The sequence below is a fragment of the Stenotrophomonas sp. YJH_SMC_12-1 genome (assembly GCF_059370935.1).
This window is the reverse complement of the sequence record NZ_JCAFUD010000002.1, coordinates 479,914-495,038: the sequence shown is the minus strand read 5'-3', so window position 1 is coordinate 495,038 and position 15,125 is coordinate 479,914. Positions and strand designations below refer to the sequence as shown.

11 protein-coding genes and 1 pseudogene are annotated in these 15,125 nt (G+C 68.2%); 3 read left to right on the top strand and 9 right to left on the bottom strand.

Going from position 1 to position 15,125, the window contains the following annotated elements; genetic code table 11:
• Positions 1-134 precede the first annotated feature (134 nt).
• The 5 genes and pseudogenes from AC5P8Y_RS05830 to AC5P8Y_RS05810 form a co-directional block, all read right to left on the bottom strand.
• A complete protein-coding gene (locus AC5P8Y_RS05830) occupies positions 135-1,205 on the bottom strand; it encodes a sensor domain-containing diguanylate cyclase (protein ID WP_005412715.1) in 1,071 nt (356 codons plus the stop codon).
• 144 nt (positions 1,206-1,349) lie between these two features.
• Entirely contained in the window at positions 1,350-2,072 is a 723-nt protein-coding gene (locus tag AC5P8Y_RS05825; protein ID WP_005408708.1) for a pseudouridine synthase, read from the bottom strand.
• A 34-nt stretch (positions 2,073-2,106) separates the two neighbouring features.
• Positions 2,107-3,771: a sensor domain-containing diguanylate cyclase gene (locus AC5P8Y_RS05820; protein ID WP_033835113.1), complete on the bottom strand. Its 1,665-nt coding sequence runs from the start codon at positions 3,769-3,771 to the stop codon at positions 2,107-2,109.
• A gap of 109 nt (positions 3,772-3,880) precedes the next feature.
• Positions 3,881-6,306: pseudogene (locus AC5P8Y_RS05815) on the bottom strand (putative bifunctional diguanylate cyclase/phosphodiesterase).
• Between the two features lie 218 nt (positions 6,307-6,524).
• Positions 6,525-8,471, bottom strand: a complete 1,947-nt coding sequence (locus tag AC5P8Y_RS05810) for a DEAD/DEAH box helicase (protein WP_033835111.1) — start codon at positions 8,469-8,471, stop codon at positions 6,525-6,527.
• Between the two features lie 267 nt (positions 8,472-8,738).
• Between AC5P8Y_RS05810 and AC5P8Y_RS05805 the strand changes: the two genes are divergently transcribed.
• A complete protein-coding gene (locus AC5P8Y_RS05805; protein WP_005408703.1) occupies positions 8,739-8,960 on the top strand; it encodes an RNA-binding S4 domain-containing protein in 222 nt (73 codons plus the stop codon).
• A gap of 11 nt (positions 8,961-8,971) precedes the next feature.
• Here AC5P8Y_RS05805 and ubiM read toward each other — a convergent pair whose 3' ends face one another.
• From ubiM to AC5P8Y_RS05785, 4 genes are all read right to left on the bottom strand, one after another.
• On the bottom strand, positions 8,972-10,150 hold the full coding sequence (gene ubiM / locus AC5P8Y_RS05800; RefSeq protein ID WP_033835110.1) for a 5-demethoxyubiquinol-8 5-hydroxylase UbiM: 1,179 nt from the start codon (positions 10,148-10,150) through the stop codon (positions 8,972-8,974).
• A 79-nt stretch (positions 10,151-10,229) separates the two neighbouring features.
• Positions 10,230-10,619 carry an MAPEG family protein gene (locus tag AC5P8Y_RS05795; protein ID WP_049402234.1) on the bottom strand — a complete coding sequence of 130 codons (390 nt, stop codon included), beginning with the start codon at positions 10,617-10,619 and terminating at the stop codon, positions 10,230-10,232.
• Between the two features lie 11 nt (positions 10,620-10,630).
• Positions 10,631-11,176, bottom strand: a complete 546-nt coding sequence (locus AC5P8Y_RS05790) for a DUF4019 domain-containing protein (RefSeq protein ID WP_005408699.1) — start codon at positions 11,174-11,176, stop codon at positions 10,631-10,633.
• A 58-nt stretch (positions 11,177-11,234) separates the two neighbouring features.
• Positions 11,235-12,398, bottom strand: coding sequence for a COG3904 family protein (locus AC5P8Y_RS05785; protein ID WP_049402233.1), 1,164 nt, complete (start codon positions 12,396-12,398; stop codon positions 11,235-11,237).
• A 582-nt stretch (positions 12,399-12,980) separates the two neighbouring features.
• Between AC5P8Y_RS05785 and AC5P8Y_RS05780 the strand changes: the two genes are divergently transcribed.
• Together AC5P8Y_RS05780 and AC5P8Y_RS05775 are read left to right on the top strand one after the other, a co-directional pair.
• Complete coding sequence (locus AC5P8Y_RS05780; RefSeq protein WP_049402541.1) at positions 12,981-14,459, top strand: DNA-3-methyladenine glycosylase 2; 1,479 nt, start codon at positions 12,981-12,983, stop codon at positions 14,457-14,459.
• Positions 14,456-14,947, top strand: a complete 492-nt coding sequence (locus AC5P8Y_RS05775) for a methylated-DNA--[protein]-cysteine S-methyltransferase (RefSeq protein WP_049402542.1) — start codon at positions 14,456-14,458, stop codon at positions 14,945-14,947. The genes AC5P8Y_RS05780 and AC5P8Y_RS05775 overlap by 4 nt, the downstream gene beginning before the upstream one ends.
• Positions 14,948-15,125: the final 178 nt, after the last annotated feature.

The window sequence follows — 15,125 nt, the reverse complement described above, 5'->3', positions numbered from 1 at the left end:
TGCTGGCCGGTTCTGATCGCAGGAGCTGCGACGCCAAGTAAAACGGGAAGAGCATCCACGCATGGCGTGGATCTACTGGAGCGGCATCGAATCATCCACGCGTCGCATGCGTTCAGCGCGCGAACCGCCGTGTTTCAGCCCGCCAGCTCCACCCGGTTGCGACCGTTGCCCTTGGCCCGATACAGCGCCTTGTCGGCGCGCGCCAGCATCTCATCCACGCTTTCACCGGGCTGGTGCTGGGCCACACCAATGCTGATCGTGACCGGGAATCCCAGCGGCAGATCCGCCACGGCCAGGCGCAGGAACTCGCATTGCAGTTCGGCCGTGCGCAGATCAGCGCCCGGCATCACCGCCACGAACTCCTCGCCACCATAGCGCGCGGCCATGCCACGGCCGGCAAAATGCGAACGCAGCAGCACGCCCAGCTCGGCCAGTACCCGGTCGCCGGTGGCGTGGCCCTGGAAGTCATTGATGTGCTTGAAATGATCGATGTCCAGCAGGGCCACGCAGGCTACTCCCGGTTGCCCATCGATCTCCGCAACCGCCTCTTCCAGTGCCGCTGCCATCGCGCGGCGGTTGGGCAGGCCGGTCAGCGCATCGGTGCGGCTCTGTTCGGCCAGGTCGGCATTCTGCGCCAGCAGCACGTCCTGGTACTCCGACAGCAGGCGCTCGTAGTCATCGCGTTCCAGCATGTGCTTCTGGATGTCGAGCGCGAAACGACGCAGCTCCATCACCAGCATCACCTGCCGTGACAGCGCGGCCAGCGCCTCGGCCTTGTCGCTGGGCAGGTGCTGCGGCTGTGCATCGAACACGCACAGCGTACCCAGCGGCAGGCCATCGGAACTGATCAGCGGCGCACCGGCGTAGAAGCGGATGTGCGGGTCGCCGGTCACCACCGGGTTGTCGTGGAAGCGGATGTCCTGCAACGCATCCTCAACCACCATGATTTGGTGCGGCTGCAGGATGGCGTGGCCACACATCGATTCGCTGCGCAGGTTTTCCGCCGCGTCGATGCCCTGGATCGACTTGAACCATTGCCGTTCGACGTCAATCAGGGTCACCGCCGCCATCGAGGTACCGCAGACCGCCTTGGCGATCGCCACCAGGTCGTCGAATGACTTCTCGCGCTGCGAATCAAGGATCCGGTAGCGGTACAGCGCCTCGAGCCGAAGGGCTTCGTTGGCAGGCTTGTCGGGCTTGATCATGCAGCGTCACGTTCCGGCAGGTCACTGCAAAGTCTAGCTGATGCCGGCGCGTAATCCGCACAACGGGTAGTGCCGGCCGCTGGCCGGCATCCCGCGCGCATTCGATGCTTGGAGCAGCCGGCCAGCGGCCGGCACTACCGCGCGTTACCAGTCCAGCTGCTTCGGCAGGAGGCCCTGCAGTTCCTGCTCGGTCAGGTTGCGCCACTGGCCCGGCTTCAGCGCGCCGATCTTGATGTTGTCGATGCGCACGCGGCGCAGCTGGGTCACGCGATAGCCGAATTCGGCGGCCATCAGGCGGATCTGCCGGTTCAGGCCCTGCTGCAGGGTGATACGGAAGCCGAACTTGGCGATGCGCGAGGTCTTGCACGGCAGCGTCATCTGGTCGTGGATGCGCACGCCGCGCGCCATGCCGCGCAGGAACTCATCGGTGACCGGCTTGTTCACCGCCACCAGGTATTCCTTCTGGTGGCCATTTTCGGCGCGCAGGATCTGGTTGACGATGTCGCCGTTGCTGGTCATCAGGATCAACCCCTCGGATTCCTTGTCCAGGCGGCCGATCGGGAAGATGCGCTGTTCGTGGCCGACGAAGTCGACGATGTTGCCCTTGACCGAAGTTTCGGTCGTGCAGGTGACGCCTACCGGCTTGTTCAGTGCGATGTAGACGTGGCGGCGGGCGCCGGGCTTGCGTGCCACGCGGGCGCGCAGCGGCTGGCCGTCGACCAGCACCTGGTCTTCCTCGCCCACCACCGCGCCGGTACCGGCCGGATGGCCGTTGACGGTAACGCGGCGCGCGGCGATCAGGCGATCGGCCTCGCGGCGGGAGCAGAAGCCGGTGTCGGCGATATGTTTGTTGAGTCGGGTGGTCATCGGCCCATTATCCGGCATCGCCGCCCGCTGCGCTTCACGCCAGGGCGGGCGGATCGAGCTCCTCACCGTCGAAGACCCGGTTGCGGCCCGCCCGCTTTGCCACGTACATGGCATGGTCGGCGCGCCGCAGCAGCCCGGCCAGATCGTCCTCGCCCGGTCGCCACTGCGCCAGGCCGATGCTGGCGGTCACCTCCAGCCCCGGCACCTGCAGGGCCTGGCCAGCCTCGGTGATGCGCTGGCGCAGGCGGTCCAGCCGCGCCGACGCCGCCTCGCGCGGCATGCCGGGCATCAGCAGCAGGAACTCTTCGCCGCCCATCCGCACCACTTCGTCCTGGCTGCGTACCGCCGCGCGCAGGGCACGCGCCACCGCCACCAGCACCTGGTCGCCCACTGCGTGGCCGTGGCGGTCGTTGATGTCCTTGAACAGGTCGATGTCGAGGAAGCCGATCACCAACGGGCCGCGCTCACGGTCCACCCGTTCCAGATGGCGGGCCAGCTGCTGCAGTCCGGCGCGACGGTTGGGAAGCCCGGTCAGGCCATCGGTCTCGGCCAGCTGGCGAAGTTCATCACGCTGCTGGCGCAGCCGGCCCAGCCGCTGGTTCAACGCATACGCGGCCATCATCAACAGCCAGGTCACCGCCAGCTGCAGCGCCTCCACCCGGTATTCCAGCAGCCACGCCGCACCACAGGCATCGGCGATGATCAGTACCAGCATCGGTGCCAGCGCGGCCAGACCCGCCTGTGCCCAACGGTCGCCGCGCCAGCGTGCCCAGACGCCGACCATCAGTGCCAGGCCACATCCGGACAGATAGGACACCTGCAAGCCCTTCGCGACCCAGGCCAGATGCTCCCAGCGCAGCCACGGCACCAGCACGGCCAGCGCCATCAGGGTCCACAACACCGCCAGTTGGGCCGGGCGCGATCGAGGCAGCACGCGGTCGCCTCCGTTCAGCCGCCACAGCGCCGGCAGCACCAGTGCCTGGGTCGCAGCGGTCAGCGCCAGCAGCCACCAGGCGCCGTGCTCGCCCACCGGCAGCCAGGGTTCCGGATAGCCGCTCAGCCCGCCGAGGATGGCCTGCCACAGCACCATCACGGTGGTGCCGGCGATGTAGACCAGGAAACTGCGGTCCCGGGTGGTCAGGAAGGCCATCAACGCCGACAGCGCCAGCGCAATCGCCACCGCGATGCAGGCCGCACGCACCAGCAGGCGGGCGGTGTCGTTCTGCTGCACCGGGCTGGGCGCGCCCAGCCGCAGGGTCGGTACCCAACGTGCCTTCAGCGGTGTCTGCCAGGAGACCAGGAACGGCTCATGGCTGCCGGCCGGCGGTACCGCCACCAGGCCGATGCCAGCCCGGAAACGTGAATCGCGGGTGCGCGCGTCGTGCATGTTGCCGCAGATCTCGCGGTCGCCATGCTGGACGCGCACTTCACCGGCAAAGACGTTGAACACGTCCAGCGCCTGCGGTTGGCCTGACCAGCCCTGCGGCGGAGCCGGTACCAGCACCTGCTGGCGGGCGCCGGACAGCATCTCCGGCGTGCATGCGCGGTGCGGCGTCGGCTCGTCGGTAGCGCCGCCGACCAGGAGATAATCATGGCCCGGCACGGCCTCTGCAGCCTGAAGCGGCCACGGCAACGCCAACCACACCATCAGGACGGCCAGCACCGCTCCTGTTCCATACCGCCACTGCCTGCCGCCCACGCCACGTCCTGTTCCTGCTTACGTCCGCGCCCACTGCGCGCCGCCCCTGGCGCGCATTATCGCAGCCGGGCACGCCACGCATGTGTAGACCAAAGTCGGCGCCCGCGGTTCAGCCAGCCGCCGGCGGCCCCTTCACCGCGACCAGCCGTACCGGGCGCAGATCGACCAGGGTCAGCCGCTCCAGCGGCTGCGGCCGTTCGATGGCATAGCCCTGCAGCCCTTGCACGCCAAGCCGGGTCAGCGCACCGGCAACCTCGGCGGTCTCCACCCACTCGGCCACCACTTCCATCTGCAACTCGCGCCCGAGCTCGCTGATCGCGCGCACCGTGGCGTGGCTGACCGGGTCGGTATCCATGTCGCGCACGAAGGCGCCGTCGATCTTCAGGATGTCCGCCGGCAACTGGCGCAGGTAGCCGAAGGAAGACAGGCCGGAGCCGAAGTCATCCAGCGCCATCCGGCACCCCCGTGCCTTCACCGCATCGATGAAGGCGCGGGCCTGGCTGAGGTTGCTGATCGCCGCGGTCTCGGTGATCTCGAAGCACAATTTGGAGGCCAGCGCGCGGTTGCGCTCGAGCAGGTCGCAGACGAAGGCGAGGAATCCCGGCTCGGCGATCGACTGCGCGGACACGTTGACGTTGCACAGGCCCAGCTGGCGCACGTGCGCCGGGCACACCTGCAGGTGGCGGAACAGCAGCCCGAGCACGTGCCGGTCCAGCGCCACCGCCATGCCATAGCGCTCCACCGCCGGCATGAACTGGCCGGGCAGATGCAGGCTGCCATCGGTGCCACGCATGCGCACCAGCACCTCGTAGTGCAGGTAGGACGGATCGCCAACGCGGGCGATGCGCTGTGCATACAGCAGCATGCGATTCTCGGCCATCGCCAGGCTGACGCCCTGCAGGCGCTCGGCCTCCTGCCGCCGCTCCTCCAGCGCGCCATGCGGTTCTCATTGAAGCAGTGCACGCGGTTGCGCCCGGCCTGCTTGGCGGCATAGCAGGCGCTGTCGGCAGCACTCATCAACCAGTTCACGTCCGGCGCATCTGCACTGACCTCGACCACGCCGATGCTGCAGCTCAGCTGCGGGCTGCCCTCGCTGATCGGGAACGTGGCCTGGCCCAGGTTGCGGATCACCCGCTGCAGCACCCGCTTGGCTTCGTCCTGCCCGGCATGGGCGAGGAACACGGCGAACTCGTCGGCGCCCAGGCGGCCGACCCAGTCACCGTCACGCACGGCCGCCACCAGATAGTCGGCGAAACTGCGCAGCATCTGGTCACCGGCGGCATGGCCGAAGCTGTCGTTGACCAGCTTGAAGTGGTCCAGGTTGATGTAGCACAGCGCATGCGTACCGCCATCACTGCGTACCTGCAGCAGCGCACGCTCCAGCAGCCGCTCGATCTCGCGGCGGTTGATCAGGCCGGTCAGCGGATCGTGGCTGGCGTGATGCTCGATCTCACGTGCCAATGCATGGTTCTGGCTGACATCCTCGATGATCGCAAACACCGACAGGCCGCCTCCCGCGCTGCGCACGCCGGTGCCACTCCAGCGCCCCCACACCAGGCTGCCATCGCGGCGGCAGAAGCGCAGTTCACTCGGCCGCAGCTGCCGGTCCCAGTCGATGCGGCCGACGCCATCGATGACCAGTTCGCCTTCCATCAACAGATCGCCGAGCGACATCTGCAGCAGCACGTCGCGTCGGTAGTCGAGGATGTCGGCCATCGCCTGGTTGGCTTCGATCACCTTGCCGTCGGTGTCGAGCTTGAGCATGCCGACATTGGCCTGGTAGAAGGCCGCACGGAAGCGGCTTTCATGCTCGGTCAGGTCCTTGCCGACGCGGCGCGCGAGGGCCACCGCCATCAGGCTGATCGCCAGCACCGACAACCCGCCGACCACAAGCGTGGCGATCCGTACCATCGTGGCCATGCGCAGCAAGGCTTGCGAAAATGCCTGCGCCTGCACCTGCAGCCGCCGGTCCAGATCACGCAGTTGTTGCAGGTACCGATCGCGGTCCGCCGCTGGCAGCACGCCCTGGGCGTGCCCCGACTGCAGCTCGGCAACCAGCCGCTGCATGGCCAACAGATCATCGTCGGTCTGTCGCCACAGCGTGGTTGCTTCCCGGAATGCACCGATGTCGCGTGCATAGCGGAACGAGAACACCAGGCGTGGGATATCGGCGCGCGCGTTGCCACCCTGCAGGAAGCCCTGCCTGGCCTTTTCCTCGTCCGGTACCGCCTGTTCCAGCGCCAGCCGGGCCTGCAGATCGCCCAATGGAATCCGCAGCGCCTGGCGCGCGTCATCCAGGTCCTGGGCATGGCCACGCGCCAGGTAGCGGCTCAGCGCAGCGGTTGCATCCTGCTGTCCTCGTGACCAGTACCCCTGGCCGGCAATCCAGGCCGTCGAGGCTGCCTGCAGTTCCTGGATCAACGCGGACAACGCGACCAACCCGATCGCCATGCCCGTCAACAACGCAAAGCGCAATCCCAGCCCACGGGTCATCGGCACCCGCCGGCTCTGCTGGTCCGTGCCACTTCTACCCATCCCGGATCCCCCCGAATGTGCTGCGGTGACAACCTGCCTTGGAACCGGCCCAGCCTATGACCGGCAATGTGTGGGCCATGCGAAAAAGGGGACGGAGGGGATTAAGTCGTTTTCGGCATAAGCGCATGGCCTGCCATTTACGACTTAATCCCCTCCGTCCCCTTTTCCTGTACGCCAGCCCGGGGGCGGGCGTTGTCATGGACGGATGCGGGTGCGGCTTAGAAGCTGCGCGGGCCGCGCGGCTTGAAGCCGTCACGACGCGGCGGGCGGCTGTCGCGGTCACCGCCGCGGTCGCCACCATGGCCACCCGGACCACCCGGGCCACCACGACGCGGACCACCCGGGCCGCCCGGGCCACGCTTGTCGAAGCGCGGCTTGAACGGACGCGGGGCCGGGTTGGTGTCTTCACCCGGAGCCAGCGCACGCATCTGCAGCTGCTGGCCGGACACCCACACCTTCTGCAGGTGCGACAGCACGTCCGGCGGCATCTGTGCCGGCAGGTCCAGCAGCGAGAAGTCGTCGTGGATGTCGATGCGGCCGATGAATCGGCTTTCCAGGCCCGCTTCGTTGGCGATGGCGCCGACGATGTTGGCCGGCTTCACGCCATGTTGGTGGCCCACCGAAATGCGGTAGGTCTCCATGCCCTGCTCCGGTGCACCACGCGGCGGAACCTCACGGCGCGGACGCTGCTCGAAACCACCTTCGGCGTCGTCGCGACGCGGGCCACGCTCGAAGCGTGGACCACGCTCGTTGCGGTCGAAGCGATCGCCACGCTCCGGACGGTCGCCACGGTCGAAACGCTCGCGCGGGGCGCGCTCTTCACGCGGGGCACGCACCGGCGGCTGCAGCAGGAACGGGGTGTCACCCTGCAGCATCTTGGCCAGCGCGGCGGCGATCTCGATGGCCGGCACGTTCTGCTCGTTCTCGAAGCGCTCCAGCAGCTGGCGGTAGAAGTCCAGGCCGCCGGCACCGAGGGTTTCGGTGATGCGCGTGGTGAATTTGTTGATGCGGGTGTCGTTGACCGCTTCCACGCTCGGCAGCTGCATCTCTTCGATCGGCTGGCGGGTGGCGCGCTCGATCTGGCGCAGCATGCCCTTCTCGCGCGGGGTGGCGAACAGGATCGCCTCGCCGCTGCGGCCGGCACGACCGGTACGGCCGATACGGTGCACGTAGCTTTCGGTGTCGTACGGAATGTCGTAGTTCAGCACGTGGCTGATGCGCTCCACGTCCAGGCCGCGCGCAGCCACGTCGGTGGCGACCAGGATGTCCAGCTTGCCTTCCTTCAGCATGGCGATGGTGCGCTCACGCTGGGCCTGCTGCATGTCGCCGTTGATGGCGGCAGCGGCCAGGCCACGGGCCTGCAGCTTGCTGGCCAGTTCTTCGGTGCCGGCCTTGGTGCGCGCGAAGATGATCATCGCGTCGAACGGCTCGACTTCCAGGATGCGGGTCAGCGCATCCAGCTTGTGCATGCCGCTCACCCACCAGTAACGCTGGCGGATGTTGGCCGAGGTGGTGGTCTTGGCCGCGATGGTCACTTCCACCGGGTCCTGCAGGTAGGTCTGCGCGATGCGGCGGATCTGCGGCGGCATGGTGGCCGAGAACAGGGCCACCTGGCGCTGCTCCGGCAGCTTCTTCAGCACCGCTTCGACGTCGTCGATGAAGCCCATGCGCAGCATTTCATCGGCTTCGTCCAGCACCAGGGTCTTCAGCTCGGACAGGTCCAGGGTGCTGCGGTCGAGGTGGTCGATCACGCGACCGGGGGTACCGACCACGATATGCACGCCACGGCGCAGCGCCGACAGCTGCTGCCCGTAAGGCTGGCCGCCGTACACCGGCAGCACGCGGAAGCCCGGGATCTTCGACGAGTAGGACTGGAACGCTTCGGCGACCTGGATGGCCAGTTCGCGGGTCGGCGCCAGGATCAGGGCCTGCGGCTTGATCTGCTGCAGGTCGATGTTGGACAGTACCGGCAGCGCGAACGCGGCGGTCTTGCCGGTACCGGTCTGGGCCTGGCCCAGCACGTCGCGGCCTTCCAGCATCGCCGGGATGGTGGCGGCCTGGATCGGCGACGGGGTTTCGTAGCCGATGGCGGTGACCGCCTGCATCACGGGCTCGGACAGGCCGAGCTGCGCGAACTGCAGCGGCGCTTGGGAATCTTGGGACATGGGGAACTCCGAAGGCACTGCCGTCTTCCTGGCAGTGCGATAAAAAAGGGATGGTCCGCGCTTTGGGCGCCCTTCTTATCGCGTGCCCTGGCGCTGCTCGGTCGGAGGAGATTTCACTCGCTCAGAGCGGGATGATACCGCATTGATCCTGAACGAGGCGTACAGCTTTCCGTGCGCGTGCCGTCATGCCCCGTGCTGGCGCACAATACGCGCCCTCTTCCCGGCCCGGCCGCTGGCCTGCGCCCCTCTTCCCAGGAACCCCGCTCCATGCAGATTCTCGAATTCGACCTCGACGGCGACTACGTCGAACTCAAGCAGCTGCTCAAGCTGGCCGACCTGGTCACCAGCGGCGGCGAAGCCAAGATGGTCATCAGCGAAGGCCTGGTGCGGGTCGACGGCGAAGTCGAACTGCGCAAGGCCTGCAAGATCCGCGCAGGCCAGGTGGTCGAGTTCGCCGACAGCCAGATCCGGGTGCTGGCCGCCGGCTGATGTGAGGCTGTTCAGGCTACGCGCTGGGTCAGGTGCAAGGCAATCAGCTGCCTGAACGGTGCCACGCCCTGCGCCAGGCGCAGGCCGGCCGCCCGCAGCAGCCGCGCCGGGCGGCGATCGTCGGTGTACAGGCTGGCGATCGCATTGGTGGCCTCGTACAGCGGCCGCGACGCCAGCCGGTGACCCCGTTGGTAGCTGGCCAGCATGCCGGCGGCGGCAATGTCGGCACCGCGACGCTGCTGCGCGACGATGCCCTGCGCCAGCCGCTGTGCGCTGGCCAGGCCCAGGTTGAAGCCATGCGCGGTGACCGGGTGCATGCCGACCGCGGCATCGCCGATCAGCGCCGAACGCTCGCCAGCAAAACGGTGCGCGTACACACCTACCAGCGGATACGCCTGCGGCGTGGCCACCGGCTGCATCCGGCCCAGCCGATGTTCGAAGCAAGCACTGATGGCCTCGCCGAAGGCCACCTCGTCCATCGCCAGCAGCGCCTCGATCTGCCTCGGCGGCAGCGTGATCACCGCCGAGGCCTGGCCCTCGTTGAGCGGCAGCAGCGCCATCGTGCGGCCGTAGCCGAACCATTCCCAGGCAGTGTGGCGATGGTCGCGCTCGACCTGCATGCGGCACACCAGCATCGACTTGCCGAAGTCGCGCATCTGCGCACCGATGCCGAGCATGCGGCGGGTGGCGGAGAAGCGGCTGTCAGCGGCCACCAGCAGCCGCGCATGCAGTTGGCTGCCGTCATCGAGTTTGACCACATGGCCCTGTGCATCGGCTTGCACGCCCTGCACCTTGCGCCCGTCGAACAGTTCCACGCCGTCCTGGCCCTGCACCGCATCCCATGCGGCACGGCGGATCAGATGGTTGGGTACCAGCCAGCCCAGCGGCTGGCCGTCGACCTGGCTGCTGGCGAAGGTCAGCGCGAACGGCGAGCCGCCATTCATCACCCTGGCGTCGCGCAGCTCAGCGACTTCGGCTTGCGGCAGGCGCTGCCACAGACCCAGTTGCTCCATGCTCTGCCGCGAGGCATGGGTCAACGCGATCTCCCTGCCATCGAAGGCGGCCTCGGCCAGGGCCTGGCGCGGCTGCACTTCGACCAGCCCGACCTGCAGCCCGCTGCCGGCCAGCGCGCGCGCGAAGCACAGACCTGCCGGTCCGGCGCCAACCACCACCACGTCCATCCTGCGCATGCGCGCCTCCTGCCGATGATTCAGTCCGCGCCAGCATAGCGCCGCGCACCTGAGCGACCTTGATCTGGATCAGGCCGACCTACAGAAGTGCGAACACCAGCGCCAGGATCGACATCAGCGACACCAGCCACACCAGGCTGCGCACGTAGGGCACGCCGGCGGCGTACAGGGGAAGATAGACCACACGCGCCCAGAAGTAGGCCTGCGCCGCCAGTGCAGTGGTGTCATTGCCGCGACCGGCCACGACCACCGCGATGGCGGCGGCGGCGAAGAACGGGAACGTCTCCAGGAAATTGGCCTGCGCACGCTGCAGGCGCCCGGCCAGAGGGCTGACCGGCTTTGCGTCGCCATCGCGTGCCGAGGCATTCCACTTCATCCCGCGCTCGCGGGTGACCACGGTGGAGGTGGCGAAGATGTAAACGAAGCCGAGCAGGACCGACCAGGCCAGCATCGTCAATTCAGTTGCCATCATTCATCTCCTCAGGGTGCCGACGCACGCAGGCTGTAACCGGCCAGACGCCACACCTGGTCCTCGTCGAAACGGAACGAGACCAGCTCGCGCACCGGCTGCGCGCTGTTGGCGAAACGGGTCGGGAAACTGACGTTGATGTACAGCCCTTCCGGCACCGCGGCACCTGCGCTGTACTTGACCCGGGTGATGGTGGGCTGGCCACGCCCGGCCAGCGCACCCAGGCGCGTGCGCTCGGTGGTCAGCTGGCTGACGAATGCGGCCTTCGGCACCGCACGACGCGCGACGGCGGAGGCGCCATCCCACAGTTCACCGGCGCGGTTGGCATCGACCAGCTGTGCGGCTTTCAATGCAGCAGCGCCCATCTCGGCATCCTGTTTCTGCACCTGGGCCTGCTGTGCAGCGGTCAACGCCGGGGCGCCGGCGGTGGCTGGCTTCGCAGCCGCTGGCGAGGCCGGGGCCGGGCGTGCCGGAGCCGGTGCCGGCGTGGCCGGCGCAGGTGCCTGCGCCAATGCGGTCAGGGGCAGCAGGGACAGCAGCAGGAGCACGCGCTTCATGGACACCGCCGGTTTTCTGGAGAGAACCGCAGTCTACGCCAGCGCGGTGACTATGCCGTCAGCGTGCCGGGGCGTTGCCCTCCACCGCTGCCGCATCAGCCTGCGCGGCGGGCGCGGCGGTGTTCACTGGCGCCTGTTCGGCCACCGGCGGCGGCTCCGGCGGTGCCGGTGGCAGCGTTGCCACATCGATCTCCGACAGTGGGCTTTCTTCCGGGCACACCGCATCCGGGAAACCGAAGCGCTGCTTCAGCGCCTGGCCGCAGCTGTTGATCGATTCCATGTCGGCGCCTTCCCGCTTGCACTGCTGGTCGAAGGCAATCAGGAACGCGTCCTTGCGTTGCACGAAGTCATCACCACAGGCCCGCATCTGCTTGATCCGTTCCAGATCGTCCTGCACCGCGTTGGTGCCGTCCAGGCCGTACTGGCGCAGCTCATCCTGCGTCAGCAGGCGCAGGCTGCGGTTGGGCACGGTCATCATCAGGTCGGCCACACCCACCGCCACGCCGTTGCGCTGCAGGTAGTCCTTCACGTTGTCGTAGACCTCGTGCAGCTCGCGGTTGAGTTCCGCGCGCGAGGTGGCCTTCGAGCTGATCCGCATCATGCGGTGGATGCCGACCTTGCCCGACAGCAGGCGGTTGTCACCGGCAGCCAGCACGAACACGCAGGCACTGTGGCAGATCGAGCCCTCGCGCACCCAGATGGTCCAGCCCGATTCACCGATGCTGTCGCCGGCGATGATCGCCGATTCCACCTGGCCGCCGCTGGAATCCAGGTCGAGGATGCGCTTGTGGATCTTCTGCTCGTCAGCGACCACGGCCAACCGCCACATCATCTCGGCAAAGCCCGGATTGATCTTGCCGGCGTAACGCACGCGCATCAGGCCACGTTCGGCGCACGGCGCCAGTGCCTGGGTGACCTGTTCGCGCTGCAGGCCCTCCAGCTCGACGCCATCGCCCGCCTCACCGGCGTACTCGGTACTGCAGCTGACCCAGGCGCGGCCATTCTCCAACTGCGCCTGCGGCCACGGCCGATCCGCCCGGCTGCGCGGCGGCGCCGGCGGTGGTGGTGCATCGGCGGCATTGATCGACACCATGTTCTCACCATCGCTGGCCGGCGCCCGCGCGGCCTTGTCGGCGGCGGTGACATTGCCCGGATTCTCCAGCTGGCTGCAGCCCGCCAGGGCCAGGCACAACAGGGGCAACCAGCGGAGTTTGGCGGACATCGGGCAACCAGTCTTCACGTGAGCAAGAGCCACAGTCTACCCGTCCGGGGCACGCATTCAGCGCGTGGCACTGAACCCCTTCTGACCCTTGGGAAAAGCGTGTCGACCAAGGTCGACACCCACCAACAGCAGCGCAGAACGCCCGCAAGACAGGTCGCAGGAACCTGTCGAAGGCGGGGTGGGTCCGGTTTCAGGGGCGTGAGCGCCATGGGCCCGAGGCATGCCTCGGGCGGGTTGGGCAGGACGCCCAACCCCGGTCTTGCCGTGTGCGCAGGACAGCGCACACGAGCAAGCGGCGACCGAGCTTACATGTGTGAGGGCGCTTTGCTTGCGAAGCACTGCTTCGCAAGCGCCCGAACGCACAGCCGCCAGCGGCTGGGCCGGGCCCCGGAGGGGTACTTGCAGCGTCCCCTGCAACCGGACCCACCCCGCCCTGCCGCAGGAAACCAGCTTCTGCTGTTGCAGTTGCCGGCCAGCGGCCGGCACTACCACGGGTGCAGGGCGCGGCCCGGCCTGACCCCCTTCAGCATCCATGTCCGAATGTGGCGAGTATCCCTACCCGCACACGCCTAGACTGGCGCCATGGACACCGCCCTCGCCCTCGACACCGCCGCCTGCGACCGCGCCCGCCTGGCCCGTGACGCACGCTTCGACGGCGTTTTCTTCACCGCCGTGCGCAGCACCGGCATCTATTGCCGCCCCGTCTGCCCGGCGCCGCCGCCGAAGCCACGCAACATCACCTACTATCCGACCGCTGCCGCGGCCGCTGCTGCCGGCTACAGGCCGTGCCTGCGCTGCCGCCCCGAACTGGCACCGCAGGCCCAGCAGGCACTGGCCGGGCAGACCGTGCAGCGCGCCCTCGCCATCATCCACGGCGGCTTCCTGCAGGAGCAGCGCGTTGCAGACCTCGCGCAGAAGATCGGCCTCAGCGCGCGCCAGCTGCAGCGCCTGTTCGTCGAACATCTCGGCGCAACACCCGGGCAGATCCATGCCACCCACCGCCTGCTGCTGGCCAAGCAACTGCTGACCGAAACCACGCTGCCGGTGACCGATGTTGCGCTGGCCGCCGGCTACAACAGTCTGCGCCGCTTCAATACCGCCTTCCTGCAGGGCTGCGGCATGGCACCGACGGCGCTGCGTCGCCAGCACCAGCCGCTGGCCGCCGATGACGGCGGCCTGGTACTGCGGCTCGTGTACCGCCCACCGTTGGACTTCCCGCGCATGCTGGCCTTCCTGCGCAAGCGCAGCCTGCCTGGCATCGAACTGATCGGCGAAGACAGCTACCAGCGCGTGCTCGGCACACCCGAGCGCCCCACCCTGCTGCGCGTCACCGCCGACCCGAAGCGCCCGGAACTGCGTCTGCAGCTGGGTGCGGTCGACCCGCGCCTGATCCCCGACATCGTGCGCCGTGTGCGTCGTGTGTTCGATCTGGACGCCGACCTGCAGCAGGTCCATGCCGCCCTGGGCGAGGAACCGCTGCTGGCACGCGGCATCGCCGAACGCCCGGGGCTGCGCGTTCCGGGCGGCTGGGATGGCTTCGAGGTCGGCGTACGCGCCGTGCTCGGCCAGCAGGTCAGCGTCGCCGCCGCCACTACCTTTGCGCGGCGTCTGGTGGATGCGTATGGGGCGCATCTGCCGGGCATGCCGTCCGAGTTCAATCGCCAGTTCCCAGCGCCCGAGGTGCTGGCCGAGGCGCCGCTGGAATCGATCGGCCTGCCGCGCAGCCGCGCCGCCACGGTGCGTGCGCTGGCCGCTGCATGTGCCAGCGGCCAGCTCGACTTCGGACCCGGGCAGGCCCTGGAAGACTTTGTTGCGCGCTGCGTGGCATTGCCCGGCATCGGCCCGTGGACCGCGCAGTACATCGCCCTGCGCGGGCTCGGCCAGCCCGATGCCTTCCCCGCCGGCGATCTGGTCCTGCAGCAGATGCTCGGCCACGCACAGGGCCAGCGCCTGAGCGAACGTGCAACTGAAGCGCGCTCGCAACCGTGGCGCCCGTGGCGCGCCTACGCCGTGCTGCACCTGTGGCACCTGTCCGGCACGTTCGTTGGAGAACCGACATGACCCTGTTGTTTGATCGTTTCGACAGCCCGATCGGCGTACTGACCATCGCCGGTGACGAACGTGGCCTGTCACACGTGCTTTTCCCCGAAAACCGCCATCCAGCACGCGGACGCGATGACTGGGACTACGCACCGGATGCGCTGCCGGAAGCGCGCGAACAGCTGCTGCAGTTCCTGCACGGCGAGCGCAACAGCTTCGACCTTGTGCTGGCGCCACGTGGCACGCCGTTCCAGCTGCGCGTATGGCAGGCGCTGGCACTGATTCCGTTCGGCCAGACCTGGAGTTACCTGCAGCTGGCGCAGCACCTCGGCCAGCCCAGTGCGACCCGCGCGGTCGGCGCGGCCAACGGGCGCAATCCGCTGCCGATCATCCTGCCCTGCCATCGCGTGATCGGCAGCAACGGCGCATTGACCGGTTTCGGCGGCGGGCTGGAAACCAAGGCCGCGCTGCTGCGGCTGGAACAACGCCAGGCCCCGCTGTTCGCCTGAGAGGGCTGGCCGGGCTGCGCCCGGCACCCGCAGAGGCTAGAGCAACAGCAACAGCGGGCTTCCTGCGGGGAGGCAGGGTGGGTCCAGTTGCAGGGGACGCTGCAAGTACGTCCCTGTAAGCTCGGTCGCGCCATCCATGGCGCTCACGCCCCTGCAACCGGACCCACCCAGCCTTCGA

Excerpts from the sequence above, each read along its gene's own strand:
- AC5P8Y_RS05830 (WP_005412715.1), bottom strand. The coding sequence starts at position 1,205 with ATGATCAAGCCCGACAAGCCTGCCAACGAAGCCCTTCGGCTCGAGGCG.
- AC5P8Y_RS05825 (WP_005408708.1), bottom strand. The coding sequence starts at position 2,072 with ATGACCACCCGACTCAACAAACATATCGCCGACACCGGCTTCTGCTCC.
- AC5P8Y_RS05810 (WP_033835111.1), bottom strand. The coding sequence starts at position 8,471 with ATGTCCCAAGATTCCCAAGCGCCGCTGCAGTTCGCGCAGCTCGGCCTG.
- AC5P8Y_RS05805 (WP_005408703.1), top strand. The coding sequence starts at position 8,739 with ATGCAGATTCTCGAATTCGACCTCGACGGCGACTACGTCGAACTCAAG.
- ubiM (WP_033835110.1), bottom strand. The coding sequence starts at position 10,150 with ATGCGCAGGATGGACGTGGTGGTGGTTGGCGCCGGACCGGCAGGTCTG.
- AC5P8Y_RS05795 (WP_049402234.1), bottom strand. The coding sequence starts at position 10,619 with ATGGCAACTGAATTGACGATGCTGGCCTGGTCGGTCCTGCTCGGCTTC.
- AC5P8Y_RS05790 (WP_005408699.1), bottom strand. The coding sequence starts at position 11,176 with ATGAAGCGCGTGCTCCTGCTGCTGTCCCTGCTGCCCCTGACCGCATTG.
- AC5P8Y_RS05785 (WP_049402233.1), bottom strand. The coding sequence starts at position 12,398 with ATGTCCGCCAAACTCCGCTGGTTGCCCCTGTTGTGCCTGGCCCTGGCG.
- AC5P8Y_RS05780 (WP_049402541.1), top strand. The coding sequence starts at position 12,981 with ATGGACACCGCCCTCGCCCTCGACACCGCCGCCTGCGACCGCGCCCGC.
- AC5P8Y_RS05775 (WP_049402542.1), top strand. The coding sequence starts at position 14,456 with ATGACCCTGTTGTTTGATCGTTTCGACAGCCCGATCGGCGTACTGACC.